The following is a 23519-nucleotide window of genomic DNA, read 5'->3' as shown; positions in this document are numbered from 1 at the left end:
TTCGCAAGGTATCCTTCGGCAGGGCTGTCGGAGATCGCCGTCGCCGAGTGCCACAAACGCCGCGCGTTGGAATTGAAGGCGCTTTTTTCCGGTCGATCAGCGGCCACGGCACCAGAGCCATCGAACAGGTCACGGCTGCGAACACCCTGGCGGTCCAGTGCCGCAATGACCTCCTCGTTCGAGCATCCTGCGAAGCAATGAAACAGGATCGCTTTCCGACCCAGTGTCACACTCAGCGAGGGGGTACGGTCGTCATGCGCTGGGCAGCAGCACATACCCTTGTTCTGGCGCCATGTTCCGCCCAGGCTTTCGACTATCGTGCGGGCGCGGCGTTCGAGTTGATGAACTTTGTCTAACGGGGGCATCGACCTTCTCCGGTTGAGGTGCCCTCCCCGCGCAGCCTCCGCTCTGCACTCGCGCCAACCCAGTTTTCCTACATCGCTTGTTCTTTATATGTTCTCACTCGATTCGGCTAGACAAGGATCGAGAAATGACAATCAAAACTCTCTTGATCGCGGGCATCGCGATCACTTCTGGTATCCCGGCCAGTGCTCAGGATATAACAGCGCCAGCTACGAACGGCGCTGCGGCCAGCCACTCCGAAGGCATTCGGATTGCGGAAGCATCAAACGGCTTTCAACTGGTCGAGCATGGGCTCTGGCGTTCCTCGCAGACCGCCCCAGCACCGCGCCTGTCAGTGGCGGACGATGGCCGGGTCAACCTGCCATACAGATACGAACCCAATGCCAAGCCGGCCCCATCCGGGTTTCGGCGAGCAACCTACTTGCCTCACATCTATGCCGCGGAGGCGAAGTACTCATTGCCCGCGGGCCTGCTTGATGCGCTCGTATGGACAGAATCTCGTTACAACCCTTTGGCTGTCAGCCCGGCGGGTGCCGCGGGCCTTGGGCAGCTGATGCCCGCTACGGCAAAAGAACTCGGGGTCTTCAATCGCTTCGATCCAATGGCCAACATCTTCGGCGCAGCGCGATACCTGCGGCAGATGCTCGACAGGTTTGGCGTGGTCCACCTCGCGGTAGCTGCCTACAATGCAGGTCCCGGCGCCGTTGAGCGTGCAGGCGGCATTCCCCGCAATGGCGAGACTCCTGGCTATGTCCGCGAAGTGCTTCGCCATTGGCGCTTTTAGCGGTCGCTCCGAATTGTAGAGCGACGCTCAAGGTGAGAGTTTGCCTCTCGTCTCAGTTGCTGCGCGAGAGCATCGGTAAGCTGATCCCACACTCAAGCCGGCGGGACTGCCTTGTCCGCGCCCGTCGCCACCCCTAGGCAGTAACGCCCCCAAGCTGCCATCAACTTCACGCGGGCGCCGGGCTGGTCGGGTGTGCCGAGATAGGTTGTGCGGCGATAGGCCGCCTGGACAGCGTCGGGCGTCTTGTGCGCGAGAGCAGCTTCTACCACGGCATCGGGGATGCCCTCATTTGCTGCCCAATCGGTGAACGCAGAGCGGAAGCCGTGGACGTGGTATGGTTCGCTCATGTCCCGCAGCACCTTGAGCAGCGTCATGTCAGACATAGGCTTACCAGCTACGCCGGGAAACACGACGTCGCTCTCAGACATCCGCAGGGCATCGGCTTTTGCAAGCACGGCCAGAGCCTCGTCAGACAGCGGCACGATATGCGCCTTGTTTCGCTTCATGTGCTCGGCGGGGATCGTCCACAACCGGCTCTCTAGGTCAAATTCGGACCATGTCGCCAGGCGGACCTCCTGGCTGCGCACTCCAGTCAGGATGAGCAACTCCAGCGCAAGCCGCCCGAAGGATGGTTTGCGCCGTAAGGCGGTGAGGAATCCGGGCAGCGCGACATACGGCATGGCTTTGCGATTCTCACGCACCTTCACTTGCCGTGGCAGCCCGCGACCCGCCTTCAGGCTGCCATTGCCCGACGGGGCCTCGCGGGAGCGCCAGCCCTTCGCGTGGGAATAATCCAGCACGGCGCAAATCCGGTTGCGGACCTGGCGGGCGGTATCAGGGATTTCCTGCCAGATTGGCGTCAGCACGGCGATGATATCAGCACTGCTGATGCTGCCCGTCGGCATGTCACCCAGCTTCGGAAAGGCATAGTTTTCGAGACTGGCGAGCCACTGGCGCGCATAGACCGTGCTTTTCCAGCCCGCTTCGTTTTCGCTGTGGTACTGAGTCGCGGCAGCCCGGAACGTCACCTTGGCGGCGGCCTCGTCTTTTTTTTCGGCCAGAACATCGCGGTGGTCGACCTTAACCGCCTTACGCAAGACCGTGGCTTTTTGCCGCGCTTCTGCAAGTGTCATCTGCTTGGCGCTACCCAAGCCGATATCCTGTCGCTTGCCGTCTCGCTGGAGCCTTAGGACCCAATAGGCTCCACCACGCTTATCGACCCTAAGCACCAATCCATCGCCATCCTGATAGGTTCCAGGATTCGCCATCGCTGCCTTGACCGCTACCGCCGTGAGCTTGCCCATTTCTTCCTCCCACACTTTCAAGCCCACCTTGGGAGGGGTGCAGTGTGGGAGTAAGCCAACTTACTCCCACATCCCTCCCACACTAGCCTCTGGCTGCATGCAAACAGCAGCGGACAAATGCGGGCCAAGAAGTGCAGAATACCCTAGGTTTTCCGGGATTTCCACGGTCATTCATGGATGCTTGCGGATAAGGGGGTGGTGGACAGGGCTAGATTCGAACTAGCGTACGCTTGCGCGGGCAGATTTACAGTCTGCTGCCTTTAACCACTCGGCCACCTGTCCACACCAGATTTGCCGGTCCGGGAGCGGGCCCCCGATTGTGCGCCTTGCTTCGTTGAAAAAGCGCGGCTCCGGCCGAGTGAGGCGCCCCTTTGGCGAAGCGGCGCGAACCTGTCAACAGCCTTGCCTGTCATTGGGGCTACTGGCATGGGCCAAGGCCTATTTTGAAAAGCATGGAAAGCACGGCAATGGCCAAGCGCGATGAGAACGGTGGACGCAGCAAGCCCATGCGGGGGCGTGCCGGGCGCATGCAAGGCGGACGTGGATCGGGGCGGGCTTCAACCGGCGCTGTGCGGCTGTGGGGCCGCCATGCAGTTGAGGCAGCGCTCACCAATCCGCTGCGCAGCGCCAAGAAACTGTGGGGCACGCGCGAGGCGATCCAGGCCATGCTCGACGATCACGACGCCGAACTCCCCCCTTCGCTTCCGGTTGAGTACGCACAGGCCGCCGATCTCGCACGGCTTGTCGCGCGTGACGCGCCGCATCAGGGGCTCGTGCTCGATTGCCTTGCGCTCGACGACGTGGCTCTGCCCGACATTCTCGACGAGGCGGAAGGCCGCACTCTGGTCCTGCTCGATTCGGTGACGGATCCGCACAACGTAGGCGCCATTCTGCGCAGCTGCGCAGCCTTCAACGTTGCCGCCCTCATCACGCAGGACCGCCACGCACCGCCCGAATCCGGCACGCTGGCGAAGTCTGCCTCCGGCGCGCTGGAAGTGGTGCCGTGGGTGCGCGTCGTCAATCTGGCGCGTGCGCTCGAGCAGATCGCCGAGGCGGGCTACTGGCGTATCGGCCTTGATGGCGATGGCAGCGCGGTCTTCCCTTCGGCCGTTCCGGCCGGGCCGGTTGCGCTCGTGCTTGGTGCCGAGGGCGAAGGGCTGCGCCAAAACGTTGCGCAGCACTGCGATGCCATCGCGCGGCTGCCGATTGCTTCCGCAGTGGAAAGCCTGAATGTTTCGAATGCGGCAGCAATTGCACTCTATGCTGTCGCGACTCGGGGCGAGACCGACTGAAGAAGCCGGCGCTCACCCTTTGTGCAAAAGGGGGATGAGCCATGAAGTCTAATCGCCGGATCGCCGCCGTGGTCGGCACCATTGCCGCGCTGCTCCTGCTCGCGGGCTGCATGGTGCTGCCGGGCAAGTTCGCCAGCGATCTCCTGCTGCGCCGCGATGGAACCTTCACGTTCCACTACAAGGGCGAGATCATTCTGGCAGCGCTGGCGCAGGGCAGCAAAACGGCCAAAGCGGAACCATTCCAGCCCGAACCGTTCGAGCAGCAGCCCTGCACCGATCCGCAAACGGACGAGACGCACGATTGCTCGGCGGCTGAAATCGCCCAGCAGCGCGCGAAGTGGAACGACGAGCAGAAGGCGCGCAAGGCATCCAAGGCGAACGAGGACGCGCAGAACCGCAAAATGGCGCAGGCCTTCATGGGCGGCATCGATCCCGATGATCCGCAGGCCGCCACTGCCTTTGCCCAGCGCCTCGCACGGCAGGAGGGCTATGCCTCGGTTGTCAGCAAGGGCGGCGGCAAGTTCCTGGTGGATTACACGGCCAGCGGCCGGCTCGATCACGATTTCACCTTCCCCACGATCGAGCGCCTGCCGATGGTCATGCCGTTCGTTTCGATCATCCGCCGCGCCGATGGCTCGGTCAGGGTCGATGCACCGGCCTTCAGCACGGCAGCGGCTAACCCGGTGATGCCCGGCCTCGGCGCAATGGCGGGGGCGATGGGCGGCATGAAGGACAGCTCGAAGCCGGGCGCCAAACCCGCTGCAGAAGGCCCGCCAATTGCCGATGGCATCTTCACTATGCGCACCGATGGCCAGATCCTGGCCAACAACACTGACGAGGGTCCGCAAGCCGACGGTACGAGCGGCCTGTCGCGGCTCGACTGGAAGGTGGATGCACGCACCGCATCGGCACCGACCGCTCTGGTAAAACTGAAGTAGCCCCCTCCCCCGGCCCTGCCCGGAACCAATGAGGGCCAGCCGCACCAAAACCAAAAACGCCGCCCCGGCATCCCGGCGCGGCGTTTTTGCTGCAGCTCGCGCGCGGCCGGCAAAACCGCTGCGCAAATGCCTATTCTGGCTTAGTTGACGGCGTCCTTCAGGCCCTTGCCAGCCTTGAACTTCGGCTGTGCCGAGGCCTTGATCGACATCGGTTCGCCGGTACGCGGGTTGCGGCCGGTCGAGGCCTTGCGCTTGGCAACCGAGAAGGTACCGAAGCCAACGAGGCGCACTTCATCTCCCTTGGCCAGCGCAGAAGTCACGCTGTCGAAAACGGCTTCGACCGCCTTCGTTGCGTCACCCTTGGAAAGGCCGCTAGCGTCGGCCACTGCGCTGATCAGATCGTTCTTGTTCATTGCGAAACCCCCATTGGCTTTTATGCAAACAACCTATTGCCTGAATCGAAATTCGGGTGGCGGAAAGAGAGCCGAGAACAAATGCTCTGTCAAAGCCAAAAACGCCCAGAATCGCCGAAAAAGCGGCGGAATCTGGCGTGATATTGATGCGAAAGGCCGCCCCCTGCCGCTGTAGGTTAGGGACGGCCTCCACAAAGGTTAATGCTGCAGCGCGAGGGTGCAGCATGACAATTCATGCTGCACCGCAAAAATAGCACACTCAGTGCGCGGTCGGCACCGTGGTCCCGCCGCCGATTGCTGCTGCCGGAGCGGCCGCCACGTCGTCCGCCTCGGTCCATTCGATCGCCTCAGTCGGCGCCACCAGCGCACGCGCCAACACCTCGTCGACATGGCTCACGGGGATGATGTCCAGACCCTCGCGGATGTTCGCGGGGATCTCGGCGAGGTCCTTGCGATTCTCTTCAGGGATCAGCACCGTCTTGATGCCGCCGCGCAGCGCCGCAAGAAGCTTTTCCTTGAGGCCACCGATCGCCAGCACCCGCCCGCGCAGCGTGACTTCGCCGGTCATCGCCACGTCCGCGCGCACCGGGATACCGGTGAGCGTGGAAACCATCGCCGTGACCATGCCCACGCCCGCGCTTGGCCCATCCTTGGGCACCGCGCCCTCGGGCAGGTGGATGTGCAGGTCCTTGCGGTTGAAGACCGAAGGCTTGATCCCGTACTGCGGCCCGCGCGCCTTGACGAAGCTGAACGCCATCTGGACGCTCTCGCTCATCACTTCGCCGAGCTTGCCGGTGGTCTTGACCGCGCCCTTGCCGGGCACAGTCACGCTTTCGATCGTCAGCAATTCGCCGCCGACTTCGGTCCACGCCAGACCCGTCACCGCGCCGACCTGGTTTTCCTCATCCGAGACGCCGTGCCGGAACTTGCGCACGCCCGCGAAGTCCGAAAGGTTCTCCGGCGTGACGGTGACCGAGGTATCCTTCTTCTCGAGGATGCGGCGCAGTGCCTTGCGTGCCAGACGGGCGATCTCGCGCTCCAGCGTGCGCACGCCGGCCTCACGGGTGTAGTAGCGGATAAGGTCGCGCAGCGCGGCCTGCTCGAGCGTGAACTCGCCCGCCTTCAGCCCGTGCGCCTCGATCTGCTTTTCGATCAGGTGGCGCTCGGCGATCTCGACCTTTTCGTCTTCGGTATAGCCCTCCAGCCGGATGATCTCCATGCGATCGAGCAGCGCCTGCGGCAGGTTGAGGCTGTTTGCAGTGCACACGAACATCACGTCCGAGAGATCGATATCGAGCTCAAGGTAATGATCCTGGAACTTAGCGTTCTGCTCCGGATCGAGCACTTCGAGCAGCGCCGAGGCCGGGTCGCCGCGGAAGTCCTGACCCAGCTTGTCGATTTCATCGAGCAGGAACAGCGGATTCGACGTGCCGGTCTTCTTGAGATTGGTCACGATCTTGCCCGGCAGCGAGCCGATGTAGGTGCGCCGGTGGCCGCGGATCTCCGCCTCATCGCGCACGCCGCCCAGCGATTGGCGCACGAACTGGCGGCCGGTCGCCTTGGCGATCGACTTGCCAAGGCTGGTCTTGCCCACGCCCGGCGGGCCGACGAGGCACAGGATCGGCCCCTTCAGCTTGTTGGTGCGTGCCTGCACCGCAAGGTATTCGATGATGCGGTCCTTGACCTTGTCGAGCGCGTAGTGATCGGCATCGAGAATGGCCTGCGCCGCCGCGATGTCCTTCTTGAGCTTCGACTTCTTGCCCCAGGGCAGGCCCAGCAGCACGTCGAGGTAGTTGCGGATGACGGTCGCTTCCGCGCTCATCGGCTGCATCGTGCGCAGCTTCTTGAGCTCAGCGGTCGCCTTCGCGCGCGCTTCCTTCGACAGCTTGAGGGTGTCGATCTTTTCCTGCAGTTCGGCAATCTCGTTGCCTTCACCGTCATCGCCGCCGCCCAGCTCCGACTGGATCGCCTTGAGCTGTTCGTTGAGGTAGTATTCGCGCTGGGTCTTCTCCATCTGGCGCTTCACACGGCCACGGATCTTGCGCTCCACCTGAAGCACGCCAAGCTCGCCCTCCATGAAGGAAAGCACCATTTCGAGCCGCTTGAGCGGGTCGGCCTCGGCCAGCACGGCCTGCTTTTCCGCGACGCGCGCGGCGAGGTTCGCGGCAACGGCGTCTGCCAGCTTGCCGGCATCATCGATATCGCCAAGCTGCGATCCCGCATCCTGCGGCAGCTTTTTCGAAAGCTTGGCATATTCGGCGAACTGATCGACCACCGAGCGCATCATGCCGGCGATTTCAGGGCCGGACACTTCGCTGGGTTCCACCAACTCGACATCGGCCAGCACAAGTTCGCCTTCGTTGGCGGTCTCGGTCGTCAGGGCCTTGAGTTCGGCGCGCTGCTGGCCTTCCACGAGCACACGCACCGTGCCGTCCGGCAGCTTCAGCAGCTGCAGCACGGTGGCGACCACGCCGGTATCATAAAGGTCATCGCGGTCCGGATCGTCGCAGCCCGGATCGAGCTGGGCGAGCAGGAAGATTTCCTTCGAGCCCGCCATCGCGACTTCAAGCGCTGAGACCGACTTTTCGCGGCCGACGAAGAGCGGCACGACCATCCCGGGGAACACGACGATGTCGCGCAGCGGAAGCAGGGGGTATTGAGCCATATTCACCAATTCCATTCCCGCCGCGCCGAAAGCCGGCTGGCGGCATCTTGCCTACGAATATGGGTGCCCGAATGCCCGCCCGCAATGGCCCCTTGTGCCGGTATTGTGGAGTACCTCCATCCGGCGAGCACGACGCGCTGACCTGCCGCATCCCGTTTCCAAGAACGCGCAGGCTGCCCAGCGATATAGCCCCGGTCAGGGAATCGGCTGCACCACCGGTTGCGAAATGAACACTGGCGGCGGGGGCGGTGGCGGCGGTGCGGGAGGTGCAGGCGGCGCTGGCTCCGCAATCGGTGCAGCGGGCGCTTCAGGCGTTGGCGCTGGCGTTGCCCCGGCCGCAGCGTCCGCTGCCTCGTCTTCCTGTTCCATCACGCGCTTCTCGGCCGCAGAAACCGGGGCAGCCGCAGCGCCGATCGGCCGGGCGAACGGTCCGTAGCGGGTCTGCCCCTTTGCCAGCGGTCCGCGCCCGTGCAGCGCCTCGATCTGGTCGATGCGCGATTGCAGGTAGACTCGGCGATAGGTCGAATAGGGATCCGCCGCATTGCGCAAGCGCCGGAAATCCTCGTCCGCCTCATTGCGATAGTCGAGCGCGTCGATGACGCCGATGGGCAGCGCATACCACGGCTTGTTGAACGGCGTCCCCACGGCAAGCGGCACCGCCAACCGGTCTGCGACAAGGCCGACAAGGTCGCGCACTGTGGTCGGGCCGACCAGTGGCAGGAACAGGTAGGGCCCCGGCCCAACGCCATAATAGCCCAGCACGTTGGCAAGGCCGTTCTGGCGATAGGGCAGGTTGAACGGCTTGCTGCGCGCCACGTCGATCGTGCCGCCAAGCCCGATGGTCGAGTTGACCGCGAACCGGCCAACCGTCTCGAACGCCTTGCCGGGCTTGAGCTCCAGCACATAGGCCGCCGCAACCACCGGCTCGCGCACGTTGCGGATGAAGTTGCGCAGCGCCATGCGCAGCGGACGCGGCACGGCCTTCTGGTAGCCGCTTGCCACCGGGCCGACGAACACGTCGTCCACCTTCTGGAGGACCTCGTAACTCGTCTCGTTCGCCTTCGCGAGCGGATCCTCGGACGGAGCCTTCACCGATCCCGAAACGACGATCTCGCCTGCCAGTGGAGGAAGTGGCTCCTTGGCCGGTGGTTTAGCATGCGCGGCAGGCGCGGCTTGGTCGCCAGCCGGAGCCGTTTGGGCCGAACCATCGGCAGGTGCGGTACTGGCCAAGGCGGCAGCGGCAAGCAGGGATAATGCGCTCAGGGGGAAACGACCTTCATGGGGCAGGCCAACAAGAGGTCGGCCGCCCGTTCAACTTTTGTGACAATCCATATAGCGCCTGTGCCCCCCCGGCGCCAGCCTGCCCCGCGCGCCGCGCACGGCAGAACGAGCCGTCAGAACGGCAGCTTGAAGCCCGGCGGAATTCCCGCTGCCATCTGCACCTTCTGCATTTCCTCGGCCGCAGCGGCATCGGCGCGCTGGCGGCAATCGTTGAAGGCAGCGGCGATCAGATCTTCGAGAATGCCCTTTTCTGACTTCTCCATAAGGCTGTCGTCGATCGCCACGCCGATCACGCGGCCCTTGGCCGAAGCCCGGACCTTGACGAGGCCACCGCCGGCCAGCCCTTCGACCTCGATCTGGTCGAGCCGCCCCTGCGCGTCCTCCATCTGCTTCTGGATGGTCTGGGCGGCAGCCTGTGCGGCCTGGATCATCTCTTCCATCGACTTCATGCGCGTTTGCTCCAGGATTTGCTTTTCGGCGCCGATATAGCGCTTTCATCGATCATTTCAGCCCCCGGAAACGCAGCAAATGCAGCGCGCACCAGCGGGTCTTCACGCAGCGCCGCTTCCGCGCGCGCCGCAGCTTCCGCGCGGGCTTCCTCGAGGCTCGGTGTCGCCGCGGCGAGATCGCTGCTGCGCTCAACCTGCCAGTGCCCGCCCGTGGCACCTTCAAGGCCGCGCCGCATATCTCCGCTCGGATCGCCCGGAATGCCCGGCGCCAGCGCATAGACGAGGTGTCCCGGCTTCAGCGAGACGACGCGCACCGAAAGGCGCATCGCTGATCCGATCAGCGGGGAAATCTGCTCGACCTGCTCGACGAGTTGCTCCCACTGCGCGAGCACCATGTCTGCGCTCGGCGGCGCCGCGGCGACCGGTGCGGCAGAACCTGCAGGCGCTGCGACCTGAACCGCCGGCGGATTGGCGGCAAACGCTTCGAGCTGCTTGATAAGGCCGCCCGGATCGGGAAGGTCCGCCGCATGCATAACCCGCAACAGCGCCATCTGCGCCGCCACCAGCGGATCGGGCGCGCCGCGCACTTCCTCGTAGCCCTTGAGCAGCAGCTGCCACAGCCGGTGCAGTGCGCCCGCGCCGAGCTTTTTCGCCCAGCCCTCCAGCGCCTCACGCTCCTCGGTCGAACGCGCATCGGCAGCGCCTGAAATCTGCGCCACGGTCACCTTGTGGACGAGATCGAGCTGCGCCCGCATCATTGCGGTTGGCTCGATGCCAAGCGCGAACTGGCTCGCCACTTCCTCCAGCACGCCGTCGCCCTTGCCGCCGATCACCGCGGCGAACAGGCGGCGCTGCATTGTCTTGTCAGCAAGGCCGAGCATTTCGCGGACCTGCTCGGCGGTGACCGTACCGCCAGCATCCCCGTCACTGGCCATGTCCGCATGGCTGATTGCCTGATCGAGGATCGACAGCCCGTCGCGCACCGAGCCTTCCGCCGCCGCCGCGATCATCGCCAGCGCCTCGTCCTCGGCCTCGACCTGCTCGGCCTGACAGACCTTGCCGAAGTGCGCGGCGAGCACCGGCGTCTGGATGCGGCGCAAATCGAACCGCTGGCACCGTGAGAGCACGGTCACCGGCAGCTTGTCGACTTCGGTCGTCGCAAAGAGGAACTTCACGTGCGCTGGCGGCTCCTCCAGCGTCTTCAGCAGCGCGTTGAACGCGTTGCGGCTGAGCATGTGCACTTCGTCGATGATGTAGATCTTGTAGCGCGCCGAAACCGCCGCATAGCGAACCGCCTCGATGATCTCGCGCACATCGTCGACGCCGGTGTGGCTCGCCGCGTCCATCTCGATCACGTCAATATGCCGCCCCTCGGCAATCGCGACGCAAGGCTCGCACTTGCCGCAAGGATCGATCGTCGGCCCGCCCTGCCCATCCGGCCCGATGCAGTTGAGCGCCTTGGCGATCAGCCGCGCGGTCGAGGTCTTGCCGACCCCGCGCACGCCGGTCATCAGGAAGGCATGCGCCAGCCGCCCGCGCCGGATCGCGTTGCCCAGCGTCTGGACCATCGCGTCCTGCCCGATCAGCTCGGCAAAGGTCTGCGGCCGGTACTTGCGCGCCAGAACGCGGTAGGGCTGGCCTGAAGGCGCGGGAGCAGGAGCAGGCGCGGCTGCCACCGGCGCAGGTGCGCGTTCCTCGCGCACGGCATCCGCACGCGGCGGCGCAGGATCGCCAAACATCGAGCTCTGCCCAGCAGCCTCGAGCTCCGCAGCCGAGGGCGCTTCGATTTCAGGCTCGTCCGGGACGGGATCGCCAAACATGTCGGTGGAATCGACCATGCGCACTGATTAGGCGCTCGGCAGCCAATTGTCGAAGCCCCCGGACGCAACTCGTCGGGGATTGGCGCAAGCACGCACATCAGCACGCGGCGTACCGGGGAAATCAGCGACCAGATTGAAGGGGATTGAAGGAGCCGGGCGACCCGCCGCACATCGTTGTGGCTGCTTCCTTCCGGACCTGACCAGGTTGGCGACAGCTAACGTCCGCCCGACTCCCGCGGCGCATATGGCGCGGGGTGAACGAAAATGCAATCCTCCCTAGATCCTCCCCATTTTTGCGAAGCACAAATGGGGAGGTGGCCCGCGAAGCGGGTCGGAGGGGTTCTTTTTACCGAAAATTGTCCGCGTAGCTCTGCAGCTTGAGCCGCTTGGGCGGCACGGGGCTGACATGCGCGGCAATGCCGTACTTGTCGGCATAGGCCTTGGCTTCGTCCGCCGAGGCAAACGTCAGCACGACCTGCACCTGCGTATCGCCGGAACCGGACCAGCCCATCAGCGGATCAGGGCGCCGCGCCTCAGCCGGAGCGAACTCAAGCACCCACTGATCGGTGCGCGACTTGCCCGATTGCATGGCATTCTTCGGGCGCTGGTAGATGCGTGCGGTCATAGCCGCCCCATGCCCACGAATCGGCTATGAAATCAAGGCCGGACAAGCCCTGCTCACCGCTTCCCCGCCACGAACGCATTCTTCGTCCGCAAACTCGCCTCTTCCTCCCACGGCGCTTCCGGCCAGCGGTGCCTGGGGTAGCGCCCCTTCATGTCTTTCACGACATCGCGCCACGAACCGCGCCAGAAGCCGGGCAGGTCTGCCGTCGTCTGGATCGGCTTCTGCCCCGGCGAAGTCAGCGATAGCAGCAGCGGCCAAGCCGGATCGCCCACCATCGGATGCCGATCCAGCCCGAACAGCGCCTGCACCCGCAGTTCCACCATCGGCCCGCCCTCATGCGCATAGTCGATCGCATGGCTCGTCCCGGCGGGTGAGGTGAACTCCGCCGGCGCCAACCGGTCGAGCGCCGCGCGCGCGTTCCAGTCCAGCCGCCCGAGCAACGCCTCGTGCAGCTTGCCTGCCCCGATCTGAAAATCGCGCCGACCGGCGAGCAGCGGCCCCAGCCACTCTTCGGCTTCGGCCAGCAAGGTCTCCTCGGAAAGCGCCGCCAGCCCGGCGTACCGCGCCCGCTCGATCAGAGCCAAGGCCTTGTCGCCGAGCGGCAGCAGCGCCAGCCCCTCGGCCCGCAGCCGCTCGATCAGCAGTGCCTCGACAGCCTCCGCCGGCGGCGCAGGATCGGGCACCCGCGCCAGCACGATGGCCCCCAACCGCCGCTCCAGCCGTGCTTCGACCCGCCCCTCGGCCGCATTCCAGTTCAGCGCATGCCGCGCTTCGATCCGGTGCGCGAGGTGGCGGGTTACCTCGGCTTCTTCCAGCGCCAGCGCCGCGGTGATCCGCGCGCCCTTGGCCTCGCCCTGTGCATCGCCGATCACCAGCCACGGCGCCCGGACCAACGAACTCGCCGGATCGAGCCGATACCCGCGCCCGCCCGAGGCGAGCCATTCCTCGCCGCTCGCGCCGCGCGCCCGCGCGATGCGGTCGGGGAAGGCTTCGGCGAGGAGCACGCCGAGCGGCAACGTAGCGTTTGATGCTTCGACAAGCTCAGCATGAGCGGTGTTGGTAGTATCCAAACCTTTGACCCGCTCTTGCTGTGCCTGTCGAAGCACCTTCACCGCACTTGCCGCCCAGCGCGCCGCCAATTTGCGCGAGGCATCCGCCCGCCCGCCGCGCTCGCGCGCCCAGCGCTCCAGCCGCGCCGCGAGATCTTCCCCGCGCCCGCCAAGCCCACGTTCCTGCAGCAACAGCGCCAGCCGGGCTGCATCGTCAGACCGCCCCCGCGCAGCGCCAAACAGCAGCATATGCGCGAGCGCCGGCTCCATCGGCAGCGCAGCCATCGCCCGCCCGTGCGCCGTGATCTGCCTCGCTGCATCGAGCGCCCCCAGTGCTGCCAGAGCCCCCCAAGCCGCTGCCATGGCCGCTGACGGGGGCGGATCGATCCACGCCATCGCCGCCGGATCGCCCGCGCCCCATTGCGCAAGGGTCAGCGCCAGCGGCGTCAGGTCGCTGGTCAGGATTTCCGGCGGATCAAACGCCTCGCGCCCCGGATGCGCAGCCTCTTCCCACAGGCGATAGGCCACGCCCGGCCCCTGCCGCGCCGCACGGCCCGCGCGCTGCGCCGCCGAAGCCTGGCTCGCCCGCACCGTTACCAACCGCGAGACACCCGCCGCCTTGTCGAACTCCGACCGCCGCGAGAGCCCCGCATCGACGACGATCCGTACGCCGTCCAATGTCAGCGATGTCTCGGCAATGCTCGTCGCGAGCACCACGCGCCGCCTCCCGCCGGGATCGCGCCGGATCGCCGCGCGCTGCCCCGCGGGCTCCACCTGACCATGCAGCGGCAGCACCAGCGCCGAAGGCAGACGCCCCGCAAGAAGGTCCGCGCACCGCTCGATCTGCGCAACGCCCGGCAGGAACGCGAGAATATCGCCATCTTCCTCGCCCCATGCCTGCACGATGGCGCTCGCCACCGCTTGTTCGGGCTTCAGGTCCGGCCGCGAACCCAGCCAGCGAACGCTGAGCGGATGCGCCTTGCCCTCGCTCTCGACGACAGGGCAATTCCCCAGCAGCCGCGCAAACCGGGCGCCGTCCAATGTGGCGGACATCACCAGCAGCCGCAGATCATCACGCAGCACGCCCTGCGCCTCGATGGACAAAGCCAGCGCCAGATCGCTGCCCAGCCCGCGCTCATGCGCCTCATCGAACAGCACCGCCGAAATGCCATCGAGCTCGGGATCGGCCAGCAACGCCGAAACAAAGATCGCCTCGGTCATCACCACGATGCGCGTTCGCGCAGAGCGCTTGGCATCGAGGCGGGTGACGTAGCCCACCGTCTCACCCGCCGCTTCGCCGAGCAGTTCGGCCATCCGCTCCGCCGCCGCGCGCGCTGCAACGCGCCGGGGGGAGAGCACGATCACCTGCCCTGTGCACCACGGCTCCCGGATCAACGCAGGCGCCACGGCAGTCGTCTTGCCCGCACCCGGCGGCGCGATCAGCACCGCCGAGGGCTGCAGGCGCAGGGCCTCCAGCAACTGTGGCAAAATGGCATGGATCGGAAGCTCACTCACACCCGCTGCCCTAAGCACCCTCTGCGGCCCCTGCAATCCATGCTAGGCCGCGCGGCATGAGGACCAGCCTCGAAATCCTCATTGCGCTCCTCACCAGCATTCTCGCCGGCGGCGCTGTCGTTGCCGCGCTGATTGCCGTGGCTGCACTGCTGGCCGCCAGCGCCGTGTGGTGGCTGATCGGCAAGCGTTCCTGACCGCCCGCACTTTCAATAGCCGCGTCACTCTTTGCCTTGGCACCGCTTGACCGGCCTCCACAGCCGCGCCACCTTGCGGCAAACCTCTGGGAGCAGATCACACATGCAACATCGCCGCCTCGGCACGTCACCCATCGTCGTCTCCGATATCTGCATGGGGACGATGACCTTCGGCAGCCAGGCCGATGAAGCCACTTCGATGCGCATCCTCGACATGAGCTACGATGCCGGCATCAACTTCTTCGACACCGCCGAAGGCTATCCGGTGCCGCCGGATGTGAAGTGGGTTGGCCGTACCGAAGAAATCGTGGGTAAGTGGCTGAAGACCAAGCCGCGCGATGCGATCATCCTCGCCACCAAGGTTTCCGGACCCAGCCACATCTGGTTCAAGAGCCCCAAGCGCAACGGCATGACCGCGCTTGATCGGCACAACATCATCAAGGCTGTCGAGGAGAGCCTCCAGAAGCTCGGCACCGATTACATCGATCTCTACCAGACGCACTGGCCCGACCATGACACCGCCTACGAAGAAACCATGGAAACGCTCGACGAGTTGGTCCGCGCGGGCAAGGTGCGCATCCTCGGCTGCTCGAACGAAACCTCGTGGGGCCTGATGAAGTCGATCGAGGCCGCGAAGGCCGTTGGCGCCGCGCGCTACCAGACGATCCAGAACAACTTCAGCCTCAACAACCGCCGCTTCGAGGATGAACTGGCGCAGGTCTGCCGCAAGGAAGGCGTGAGCCTCATTCCCTATTCGCCCATCGGCGGCGGCGTGCTCGCCTGCAAGTACAGCGGCGGCGCGCGGCCTGAAGGCGCGCGCTTCTCGAAGTATCTCGAAATGGGCGGCCGTCAGGCCAGCATGGCCCGCCGCTTCGTCAATGAGAAGTCAGTCGAATCTGCCGAACGCTTCGCCAAGATCGCTGCCGAACACGGCCTCGATCCCGTCACCTTCGCGGTCGCCTGGTCAAAGCAGCACGATTTCGTCGCCTCGACCATCGTCGGCGTGACGACCGAGGAACAATGCGCCCCGATCTTCGCGGCAGCTGACGTGGTGCTTTCGGACGAAGCGATGAAGGCCGTCAACGCGGTGAGCCGCGAGATCATGTATCCGATGGGGTGATCCGGCACTGGCGGGCAAGGGGAATGCCCCTTGTCCGCCACAGGCAGATCAGTACCGCCGCGCTACCGCGAATTCCGCCGCTTCGGTCATCGCCGCCTTGGCCGCGCTGGCCGGGAACGCCGCAATCGCGTCAATCGCGCGCTGGGCATAGTGCCGCGCACGTTCGCGGGTGGCGTTCACCGCTTCGTGCTTGCGGATGAGGGCGACGGCGTGCGCCAGATCGGCGTCGCTGTTGCGGTCTCCGGCAATGGCTTCCTGCCAGAACGTGCGCTCTTCCGCCGTGCCGCGTGCATAGGCGAGGATCACCGGCAGCGTCATCTTGCCTTCACGGAAGTCGTCGCCCTGGTCCTTGCCCATTTCCGACGCGTCCGAATCGTAGTCGATCGCATCGTCCGCCAGCTGGAACGCGATGCCGAGGTTGCGGCCATAGGAATCGAGCGCGAGTTCATCCGCCTCGCTGCGCTCCGCCACCACAGCCGCGATGCGGCATGCGGCGGCGAACAGAGCGGCGGTCTTGGCGTTGATGATCGCGAGGTAGCGTTCCTCGCTCGTCTCCACCTGCCGCTGCGCGACAAGCTGGTCGACTTCACCTTCCGCGATGACGGCAGACGCGTTCGAGAGGATCTTGAGCACCTTGAGGCTGCCATCCTCTACCATCAGCTCGAAGCTGCGGCTGAACAGGAAATCGCCCACGAGCACGGTGGCCGGGTTGCCGTAGATGATGTTGGCCGCCTGCTTGCCGCGCCGCATACCGGAGCCATCGACGACATCGTCATGCAGCAGCGTGGCGGTGTGGATGAACTCCACCGTCGCGGCCAGCTTGTAGTGCCGGCTGCCGCCGTACCCCAGCAGCGAAGCGCTCGCGAGCGTGAGCATCGGGCGCATGCGCTTGCCGCCGCCCGCGATGAGATGACCGGCCAGCGCGGGGATCAACGGGATGCGCGATTGCATCCGACCGAGGATCACTTCGTTGACACTGTTCATGCCATCGGCCACGAGCGCCATGAGCGGCTGCAGCGACGGCTCGGCGCGGCGGGGGATTTGGTGGATGGTTGCGGTCATCGCCCGCTCGCTTGGCCTGCCCATAGTCGCTTGGCAAGATGCAAGTTGTGCCACTGTGGGCTTCTGGGCTCAAGCGGCGGGGCGGATGGACGGAGATTTGGGATGAGCGAAGACCCGGTGCTGGCAGGTTATCGCCAGTCCATCGACAATATCGACGCGGCGATGATCCACATTCTGGCCGAGCGATTCCGCATCACCCAGGCTGTGGGCGCGTACAAGGCAGCACATCAGTTGCCCGCCAGCGATCCCGGCCGCGAGGAGCGCCAGATCGCTCGCCTGCGGGCGCTCGCTGTCGATGCCAAGCTCGATCCCGAATTCAGCGAGAAGTTCCTCCGCTTCATTATCCAGGAAGTGATCCGCCACCATGAACAGGCGGCCGAGGCTGGAACCGGAGCAAAAGCCTGAACATGGGCCTCGGCGCCGAGGGCTTCCTCCGCAACGCGTGGTACGTCGCGGACTGGGCTGATGCGATCACCGATGCGCTGACCTCGCTTGAAATTCTCGGGACACGCGTGGTGCTTTACCGCGGCGTGGACGGCATGCCGATTGCGCTCGAGGATGCCTGTCCGCACCGCAAGCTGCCGCTCTCGATGGGGCGGCGTGAGGGGGACAGTCTCGTCTGCGGCTACCACGGCCTCACTTTTGATCGCACCGGCACCTGCATCGCCGCCCCCACGCAGGGCAGCCTGCCCAAGGCCTGCGTTCGCAGCTATCCGCTGGCCGAGCGCTACGGCCTCGTGTGGATCTGGATGGGCGATCCGGCAAAGGCGGACCCGGCGGCCATTGTCGACATCCCGCAATGGGGCTCGCCCGACTGGGGCACCAACCGCGGCCCGGTGATGCATGTCGATTGCCACTACCTCTATGTGGTCGACAACCTGCTCGACCCCACGCACGTAACGTGGGTTCACCCCGGCTCGTTTGGCGATGCATCCTGCGCCGCCGTGCCGATCGAGACGATTTCGGCGCCCGAAGGCGTGACCGCTGCGCGCTGGCTGCTCGATACGGAGCCCGCGCCGTTCTATGCCAAGTTCCTGAAGTTTCAGGGCCGCGCCGATCGCTACCAGCACTACGAAATGCGCTATCCCTCCAATGCGGTCATCAAGGCCGTGTTTGTCCCCGCAGGCACCGGCGGGCATGGCAGGCCGCTCCACGATGAAGCGTTCCTGATGGACAGCTTCAACTTCCTGACGCCGGTGAACGGGAAGCAGACCCGCTATTTCTGGTTCCAGATGCGCAACTTCGCCCCTGACGACGCAGCGATCTCGGCAGAATTCACCGCTGACGTGAAGCACGCTTTCGAGGAAGACCGCGTGATCCTGAACGCAGTGCAGATCGGCATGGACACCAGCCCAACGCCGACCATCGACCTCAAGAACGACCTCGCTTCCTTCCGCTTCCGCCAGACCCTCGCGCGGATGATCGCGGCAGAGGGCTAGGCACTCCCCTCCCGCTTGCGAGAAGGGCCGGGGTGGGCCAGCGGCCTTAAACCGCGATCAGGAAATCCGTGAACGCCAGCGCCGGGGCGCCGGTCAGCACTGCGACCTGCACGGCGGCTGCCGCTCCCGTTCCGTCGGCATCATACCACAGCGCGCCGGTCGTGGTGTTGTAGATGAGCCGGTCCGTCGCATCGTGCGCCGTGTTGACGCCCGCGCCGGACCAGAACGCATCCACGCTGATCGCCCCGGTCGTGGCAAAGCCGGTAAACACCGCGCGGCTGAACGAAAGCTTGTCGGTGCCCGAGGTGAAGTCCTGCACCGTATCGAGATTGGTCAGGGCACTCGGCGCCGTATCAAACACGAAAGTGTCGGTCCCCGTGCCGCCGTTCAGCACGTCGTTGCCCGCCCCGCCGACCAGCCGGTCGTTGCCGATCCCGCCGAGCAGCGTATCGTTGCCCAGACCGCCCGTCAGCGTATCGTTGCCATCAAGGCCCGAAAGCACGTTGTTGCCGCTGTTGCCGGTGAGCACGTTGTTGAGCGTATTGCCGGTCCCGTCGATCGCCGCGCTGCCGGAAAGCGTCAGGTTCTCGACATTCAGCGCCAGCGTCCAGCTGAGTGACGCAGTGACGAGATCGGTCCCGCCGCCAGCCGCCTCGGTCGTCACGTCGCCCACATTGTCGACCACGTAGCTGTCGTTGCCGCTGCCGCCGACCAGCGTATCCGCGCCGAGGCCGCCGTTCAGCGTGTCACTGCCGGAATTGCCCGTCAGCACGTTGTCGAGTGCATTGCCGATGCCGCTATGGGTGATGTTGTTGGTAAAAGTCAGGCGCTCGACGTTCGCGCCGAGTGTGTAGCTGGCCAGAGTGGTCTGCACCGTATCGGTGCCCTCACCGGCCAGTTCGGTCACCACATCGCCGCTCGCATCGACGACGTAGGTGTCATCGCCAAGCCCGCCGATCAGTGTGTCATTGCCCGCGCCGCCGTTCAGCGTGTCATTCCCGCCAAGCCCCGTCAGCACGTTGTTGCCGCTGTTTCCGGTCAGCACGTTGGCATCGTTCGTGCCGGTGCCGTTGATCGCCGCGCTGCCCGAAAGCGTGAGGTTCTCGATATTGGCAGCCAGCGTCCAGCCAATCGAGGCCGTCACGAGATCGGTGCCCTGCGCGGCGAGTTCGGTGGTCACGTCGCCCGCGTTGTCGACCACGTAGCTGTCGTTGCCGGCGCCGCCGATGAGGGTATCCGCCCCGGCGCCGCCATTGAGCGTGTCGCTGCCGCTGTTGCCGGTCAGCACGTTGTTCAGCGCATTGCCAATGCCGCTGTGCGTCGCGCTGTTGGTGAAGGTGAGGTTCTCTACGTTGGCGGCAAGCGTGTAGCTGGCCAGCGTGGTCTGGACGAGATCGGTGCCTTCGCCGGCCAGTTCGGTCACCACATCGCCGACCACGTCGACGACGTATGTGTCGTTGCCCTGCCCGCCGATCATCGTATCGACGCCCGCGCCGCCGTTCAGCGTGTCGTTCCCGCCAAGCCCCGTCAGCACGTTGCCACCGGAATTGCCGGTCAGCACATTGGCATCGTTGTTACCGGTCGCGCTGTTCGCCGCCGTGCCCGAAAGCGTGAGGTTCTCGATGTTCGCGCCCAGCGTGTAGCTGACCGAAGCCGAGACCAGATCGGTGCCCTGCCCGGCCAGTTCGGTCACCACGTCAGCGGCATTATCCACCACATAGCTGTCGTTGCCGAACCCGCCGAGCATGGTGTCCGCACCCGCGCCGCCGTTCAGCGTGTCATTCCCGGCATTGCCGCTGATCACGTTGTTCAGCGCGTTGCCGATGCCGGTATGCGCCGAGGTATTGGTGAAGACGAGGTTCTCGACATTGGCCGCCAGCGTGTAGCTGGACAGCGTCGTCTGGACGACATCGGTGCCTTCACCCGCCAGCTCGGTTACCACATCGCCTGTCGAATCAACAACGTAGGTATCGTCACCCAGCCCGCCGATCATCGTGTCGCTGCCCGAACCGCCGTTGAGCGTGTCGTTCCCGCCAAGGCCCGTGAGCACGTTCGCGCCCGAATTGCCGGTCAGCACATTGGCCGTGTTTGTGCCCGTGCCATTGATCGCCGCGCTGCCCGAAAGCGTCAGGTTCTCGAAGTTCGCGCCAAGGGTCCACGTGATCGAGGATGTGACGAGGTCGGTGCCCTCACCGGCCAGTTCGGTCACCACGTCGCCCACGTTGTCGACGACGTAGCTGTCATCCCCCAGCCCGCCGATCATCGTGTCCGCGCCCGCACCGCCGTTCAGCGTATCGTTGCCGCCGTTCCCCGTCAGCACGTTGGCTGCGCTGTTGCCGGTGATCACGTTGGCGTCGTTGTTGCCGGTGCCGTTGATCGCCGCCGATCCGGAAAGGGTCAGGTTCTCGACGTTGGCTGCCAGCGTCCAGGTGAGCGAGGAAGAGACACTGTCGGTCCCCTCGCCAGCCGCCTCGGTAGTCACGTCCCCAACGTTGTCGACAACGTAGCTGTCGTTGCCCAGCCCGCCGATCATCGTATCCGCGCCCGCACCGCCGTTCAGCGTGTCGTTGCCGCCATTCCCCGTCAGCACGTTGGCTGCGCTGTTGCCGGTGATCACGTTGGCATCGTTGTTGCCTGTGCCGTTGATCGCCGCGCTGCCCGAAAGCGTCAGGTTTTCGACATTGGCCGCCAGTGTCCAGTTGATCGAAGAAGAGACCGTGTCCGTCCCTTCACCCGCGGCTTCGATCGTCGTGTCGCCCGCGTTGTCGACGTAATAGGTATCGTTGCCCAGCCCGCCGACCATGCGATCAGCGCCTGCGCCGCCGTTGAGCACATCGGCCCCGCCGCCCCCTGTGAGCACGTTGTTCAGCGCATTGCCGGTGCCCGAGTGTGCCGCATTGTCAGTGAAGGTCAGGTTCTCGACGTTGTTGCCCAGCGTGTAGCTGGCCAGCGTCGTCTGCACCGTATCGGTGCCCTCCCCGGCCAGTTCGATCACCGCATCGCCCGTCACGTCGACAACATACGTGTCGTTGCCGATGCCGCCGATCATCGTGTCGCTGCCGGTGCCGCCATCGAGCAGGTCATTCCCGCCGAGGCCGGTAAGCGTATCGTTGCTGGCAAGGCCGATCAGGTGATCGTCGCGGGTGGTGCCGGTCAGCAGGTCCACACCGTCGGTGCCATTGATGACATTATAGGCACCGTAGTTGTAAACCTGCGCCTTGATGCCGGTGCCACTGGCGTCGCCGCCCAGCCCGCTGTCATCGCCCCACGCAATAACGAAGCCGTCGCCGGTCACGCTCGCGATCACCGGACGCTCCTGATAGCCCGTGGTCACCGAGTTGATCAGCATCTCGCCGCCCAGCTTGGTGCCGTCGCCATCAAAGACCTGCGCCTTTATGTCGCTGTTGGTGGGGCTGATGAAGTGCTGCCAGGTCACCACGAAGCCGCCGTTGGGCAGGCCCGCGATCGAGGGGAAGTCGCGCTCGCCAGCGCCAGCGCCGCTCACCACCAGCGATGCGCCAACCTTGGCGCCCGCCGCGCTGAACACTTGCGCGCGGATCAGCGTATCGGGATCGCCCACGGCCGGGCTCGAATCCTGCCACGCCACCACGAAGCCGCCGGTCGCAAGACCTGTCACCACCGGCAGCGCAGAATCGCTCTGCACTTCGGAATCGACCGTGATCTCACCGCCGACCTTGGCGCCCGCCGCGCTGAAGGTCTGCGCCTTCATCACCGTGCCAGCCGGAGCCGTATCCATCCACGTCACGACATAGCCGCCGCCCGAAAGGCTGGTCACGGTCGGCTGGGTCTGGTCGCCGCTCGTCTGGGTATTGACGAGGACTGCGCCGCCCACCGGCGCCCCCGCCGCGCTGTAAAGCTGCGAGAGGATCCCCGCGCCGCTCGCATCGCCTGCCGTCCCGGCATAATCCTGCCACGTGACGACAAAGCCGCCGCCGGACAGCCCGGTAATCGTCGGGTTGTGGTTGCCGGGCTGGTTGTTGCCGCCCTGCTGCGCCCATGTCGTGCCGTTCACGAGGAAAGCGGGCGTCACCACGGTGCCGCTGGCGCTGTAGACCTGCGCCTTGATCTTGTAGTCGGACTGGATGCCGGCCTCGGTCCAGGTCACCACGAACCCGCCGTTCGCGAGGTTGGTCACGGTCGGGAACGACTGGTCGGTGGCCGCACCGCTCGCCACTGCAAACTCGCTGCCCACCTTGGTGCCGGCAACGCTGTAAAGCTGCGCCTTGGCGATGCCGAGGCCACTCACGTCCGAATAATCGGTCCAAGTCGCCACAAAGCCGCCACCGGAAAGACCGGTGATCGAGGGCATTTCCTGAAAGCCCGTAACCTGCGTGTTGACCAGGAATTCGCCGCCGACCTTGACGATTTCAACCATTCTGCGTCCCCGCTCGCACCACGCCAAAACCCCTGCAGCGGCAGCGCTGCTCGCAAAGGCACGGTAGGTACAATCCAATCCGTTGCAGGACGGGTTAGCGGATAAGGGTTAAATTTCTCCCCAGCCGCCCGGCCATGACACGGCGGAGGCGGGACTGGAAAATGCCCGAAAATAGGCCAATCGGGGCACAACCTGGCCTTTCGCGAGCCCCGCAGACATGCTTTCTGGTAAAATCCGGCCTTCTACCTAGCCAGCATGGACAGGTGTGGCGGTTGGCGGAGCGGCCGGGATTGGTGGGGAGCGGACCAGCGGCTTTCACGTAATGGGCGCCTGAAATCTGCCTTTCAGCAACCGACCCCTAGGCGGACGCTCTTTGTGTTCTCAATAGAGGCCAGTATGATGGCCCTATGTTGACAGGCAGCGATGATTTTCTCGGCCGAGGGTGGGTACCACTTACGCTTCTAGCAATTGCTGGGAGCTTGGCGGTGATGATGCTGATCGGTTGGGTTGGGCCAGCATTTTTGACGGCCTCGGCGTTGGCGGCATTGTCTATCACCGCTCGCCTTACGTGGGACAAGCGTCGCCAACCCGGTTACCTTCGGGCGATGCTAGGGCTGATTGCTGTGCAGATGCTCATCATCATGGAGTTTGGCCCACACGTTCATAGAAACACGGGTGCGATGTTTATGTTCGGAGCGCTAGTCGAAGCCATTTTCATGACGACTCTACTTCGCTCCGTGCTTTAGCAATGGCAGCTGACCACCCATTTGCGGTCGTGGGCGGGACTGATGCACGATCCTGAATGCGGAA

The 23519-nt window shown here is 65.0% G+C and carries 19 protein-coding genes, 1 tRNA gene and 1 other RNA gene; 8 read left to right on the top strand and 13 right to left on the bottom strand.

Annotation, left to right across the window (positions count from 1 at the left end):
- Window positions 1-365: CHC2 zinc finger domain-containing protein (locus NSE01_RS17600; RefSeq protein ID WP_246135273.1), on the bottom strand; the 365-nt coding region annotated here is incomplete at its 3' end.
- Window positions 366-490: 125 nt separating this feature from the next.
- On the opposite strand from NSE01_RS17600, the gene NSE01_RS17595 reads away from it, so the two are divergent.
- Window positions 491-1147 carry a lytic transglycosylase domain-containing protein gene (locus tag NSE01_RS17595; RefSeq protein WP_147160957.1) on the top strand — a complete coding sequence of 219 codons (657 nt, stop codon included), beginning with the start codon at window positions 491-493 and terminating at the stop codon, window positions 1145-1147.
- 92 nt (window positions 1148-1239) lie between these two features.
- Here NSE01_RS17595 and NSE01_RS17590 read toward each other — a convergent pair whose 3' ends face one another.
- Both NSE01_RS17590 and NSE01_RS17585 read right to left on the bottom strand, forming a co-directional pair.
- Window positions 1240-2451, bottom strand: coding sequence for a tyrosine-type recombinase/integrase (locus NSE01_RS17590; RefSeq protein WP_147160956.1), 1212 nt, complete (start codon window positions 2449-2451; stop codon window positions 1240-1242).
- Between the two features lie 196 nt (window positions 2452-2647).
- A tRNA-Tyr gene (locus tag NSE01_RS17585) sits at window positions 2648-2733 on the bottom strand.
- Between the two features lie 185 nt (window positions 2734-2918).
- Here NSE01_RS17585 and rlmB point away from each other — a divergent pair.
- Window positions 2919-3743 (top strand): 23S rRNA (guanosine(2251)-2'-O)-methyltransferase RlmB, encoded by an 825-nt coding sequence (rlmB, locus tag NSE01_RS17580; protein WP_147160955.1) that lies wholly within the window; start codon window positions 2919-2921, stop codon window positions 3741-3743.
- Window positions 3744-3784: 41 nt separating this feature from the next.
- Complete coding sequence (locus NSE01_RS17575) at window positions 3785-4681, top strand: hypothetical protein (RefSeq protein ID WP_147160954.1); 897 nt, start codon at window positions 3785-3787, stop codon at window positions 4679-4681.
- A gap of 140 nt (window positions 4682-4821) precedes the next feature.
- On the opposite strand, the gene NSE01_RS17570 is transcribed toward NSE01_RS17575, so the two are convergent.
- The 8 genes from NSE01_RS17570 to hrpB form a co-directional block, all read right to left on the bottom strand.
- Window positions 4822-5094, bottom strand: a complete 273-nt coding sequence (locus NSE01_RS17570) for an HU family DNA-binding protein (protein WP_054121870.1) — start codon at window positions 5092-5094, stop codon at window positions 4822-4824.
- 259 nt (window positions 5095-5353) lie between these two features.
- Window positions 5354-7759, bottom strand: coding sequence for an endopeptidase La (lon, locus tag NSE01_RS17565; RefSeq protein ID WP_147160953.1), 2406 nt, complete (start codon window positions 7757-7759; stop codon window positions 5354-5356).
- A gap of 195 nt (window positions 7760-7954) precedes the next feature.
- Window positions 7955-8989: an MlaA family lipoprotein gene (locus NSE01_RS17560; RefSeq protein WP_246135272.1), complete on the bottom strand. Its 1035-nt coding sequence runs from the start codon at window positions 8987-8989 to the stop codon at window positions 7955-7957.
- Window positions 8990-9153: 164 nt separating this feature from the next.
- Window positions 9154-9489 carry a YbaB/EbfC family nucleoid-associated protein gene (locus tag NSE01_RS17555; RefSeq protein ID WP_147160951.1) on the bottom strand — a complete coding sequence of 112 codons (336 nt, stop codon included), beginning with the start codon at window positions 9487-9489 and terminating at the stop codon, window positions 9154-9156.
- A complete protein-coding gene (locus NSE01_RS17550) occupies window positions 9486-11327 on the bottom strand; it encodes a DNA polymerase III subunit gamma/tau (RefSeq protein WP_147160950.1) in 1842 nt (613 codons plus the stop codon). The genes NSE01_RS17555 and NSE01_RS17550 overlap by 4 nt, the downstream gene beginning before the upstream one ends.
- 124 nt (window positions 11328-11451) lie before the next feature.
- An RNA gene (ffs, locus tag NSE01_RS17545) (signal recognition particle sRNA small type) lies at window positions 11452-11546 on the bottom strand.
- A 109-nt stretch (window positions 11547-11655) separates the two neighbouring features.
- A complete protein-coding gene (locus NSE01_RS17540) occupies window positions 11656-11934 on the bottom strand; it encodes an ETC complex I subunit (RefSeq protein ID WP_147160949.1) in 279 nt (92 codons plus the stop codon).
- 53 nt (window positions 11935-11987) lie between these two features.
- Complete coding sequence (hrpB, locus tag NSE01_RS17535; protein WP_147160948.1) at window positions 11988-14498, bottom strand: ATP-dependent helicase HrpB; 2511 nt, start codon at window positions 14496-14498, stop codon at window positions 11988-11990.
- Between the two features lie 56 nt (window positions 14499-14554).
- Here hrpB and NSE01_RS21360 point away from each other — a divergent pair, with 56 nt between their 5' ends.
- The gene (locus tag NSE01_RS21360; RefSeq protein ID WP_170233891.1) at window positions 14555-14692 is read left to right on the top strand and encodes a hypothetical protein; all 138 of its coding nucleotides are present in this window, start codon (window positions 14555-14557) and stop codon (window positions 14690-14692) included.
- A 103-nt stretch (window positions 14693-14795) separates the two neighbouring features.
- Window positions 14796-15812, top strand: a complete 1017-nt coding sequence (locus NSE01_RS17530) for an aldo/keto reductase (RefSeq protein WP_147160947.1) — start codon at window positions 14796-14798, stop codon at window positions 15810-15812.
- A 48-nt stretch (window positions 15813-15860) separates the two neighbouring features.
- On the opposite strand, the gene NSE01_RS17525 is transcribed toward NSE01_RS17530, so the two are convergent.
- The gene (locus NSE01_RS17525) at window positions 15861-16874 is read right to left on the bottom strand and encodes a polyprenyl synthetase family protein (protein ID WP_147160946.1); all 1014 of its coding nucleotides are present in this window, start codon (window positions 16872-16874) and stop codon (window positions 15861-15863) included.
- A 102-nt stretch (window positions 16875-16976) separates the two neighbouring features.
- Between NSE01_RS17525 and NSE01_RS17520 the strand changes: the two genes are divergently transcribed.
- Both NSE01_RS17520 and NSE01_RS17515 read left to right on the top strand, forming a co-directional pair.
- Window positions 16977-17279 carry a chorismate mutase gene (locus NSE01_RS17520; protein WP_147160945.1) on the top strand — a complete coding sequence of 101 codons (303 nt, stop codon included), beginning with the start codon at window positions 16977-16979 and terminating at the stop codon, window positions 17277-17279.
- A 2-nt stretch (window positions 17280-17281) separates the two neighbouring features.
- A complete protein-coding gene (locus NSE01_RS17515) occupies window positions 17282-18313 on the top strand; it encodes an aromatic ring-hydroxylating dioxygenase subunit alpha (protein WP_147160944.1) in 1032 nt (343 codons plus the stop codon).
- 46 nt (window positions 18314-18359) lie between these two features.
- Here the strand turns inward: NSE01_RS17515 and NSE01_RS21785 are convergent, their stop codons facing one another.
- On the bottom strand, window positions 18360-22709 hold the full coding sequence (locus tag NSE01_RS21785) for a beta strand repeat-containing protein (RefSeq protein ID WP_147160943.1): 4350 nt from the start codon (window positions 22707-22709) through the stop codon (window positions 18360-18362).
- Window positions 22710-23194: 485 nt separating this feature from the next.
- Between NSE01_RS21785 and NSE01_RS17505 the strand changes: the two genes are divergently transcribed.
- A complete protein-coding gene (locus NSE01_RS17505; protein WP_147160942.1) occupies window positions 23195-23455 on the top strand; it encodes a hypothetical protein in 261 nt (86 codons plus the stop codon).
- Window positions 23456-23519 lie beyond the last annotated feature (64 nt).

The sequence above is a fragment of the Novosphingobium sediminis genome (assembly GCF_007991615.1).
GTDB classification, from domain to species: domain Bacteria; phylum Pseudomonadota; class Alphaproteobacteria; order Sphingomonadales; family Sphingomonadaceae; genus Novosphingobium; species Novosphingobium sediminis.
Note: the sequence above shows the minus strand (reverse complement) of the source record. Positions and strands in the feature narration are given on the sequence as shown.

Bases quoted from the DNA above. Each gene is read 5' to 3' on its own strand.
- NSE01_RS17595 (WP_147160957.1), top strand. From the start codon at position 491: ATGACAATCAAAACTCTCTTGATCGCGGGCATCGCGATCACTTCTGGT.
- NSE01_RS17590 (WP_147160956.1), bottom strand. From the start codon at position 2,451: ATGGGCAAGCTCACGGCGGTAGCGGTCAAGGCAGCGATGGCGAATCCT.
- rlmB (WP_147160955.1), top strand. From the start codon at position 2,919: ATGGCCAAGCGCGATGAGAACGGTGGACGCAGCAAGCCCATGCGGGGG.
- NSE01_RS17575 (WP_147160954.1), top strand. From the start codon at position 3,785: ATGAAGTCTAATCGCCGGATCGCCGCCGTGGTCGGCACCATTGCCGCG.
- NSE01_RS17570 (WP_054121870.1), bottom strand. From the start codon at position 5,094: ATGAACAAGAACGATCTGATCAGCGCAGTGGCCGACGCTAGCGGCCTT.
- lon (WP_147160953.1), bottom strand. From the start codon at position 7,759: ATGGCTCAATACCCCCTGCTTCCGCTGCGCGACATCGTCGTGTTCCCC.
- NSE01_RS17555 (WP_147160951.1), bottom strand. From the start codon at position 9,489: ATGAAGTCGATGGAAGAGATGATCCAGGCCGCACAGGCTGCCGCCCAG.
- NSE01_RS17550 (WP_147160950.1), bottom strand. From the start codon at position 11,327: ATGGTCGATTCCACCGACATGTTTGGCGATCCCGTCCCGGACGAGCCT.
- NSE01_RS17540 (WP_147160949.1), bottom strand. From the start codon at position 11,934: ATGACCGCACGCATCTACCAGCGCCCGAAGAATGCCATGCAATCGGGC.
- NSE01_RS21360 (WP_170233891.1), top strand. From the start codon at position 14,555: ATGAGGACCAGCCTCGAAATCCTCATTGCGCTCCTCACCAGCATTCTC.
- NSE01_RS17530 (WP_147160947.1), top strand. From the start codon at position 14,796: ATGCAACATCGCCGCCTCGGCACGTCACCCATCGTCGTCTCCGATATC.
- NSE01_RS17525 (WP_147160946.1), bottom strand. From the start codon at position 16,874: ATGACCGCAACCATCCACCAAATCCCCCGCCGCGCCGAGCCGTCGCTG.
- NSE01_RS17520 (WP_147160945.1), top strand. From the start codon at position 16,977: ATGAGCGAAGACCCGGTGCTGGCAGGTTATCGCCAGTCCATCGACAAT.
- NSE01_RS17515 (WP_147160944.1), top strand. From the start codon at position 17,282: ATGGGCCTCGGCGCCGAGGGCTTCCTCCGCAACGCGTGGTACGTCGCG.
- NSE01_RS21785 (WP_147160943.1), bottom strand. From the start codon at position 22,709: ATGGTTGAAATCGTCAAGGTCGGCGGCGAATTCCTGGTCAACACGCAG.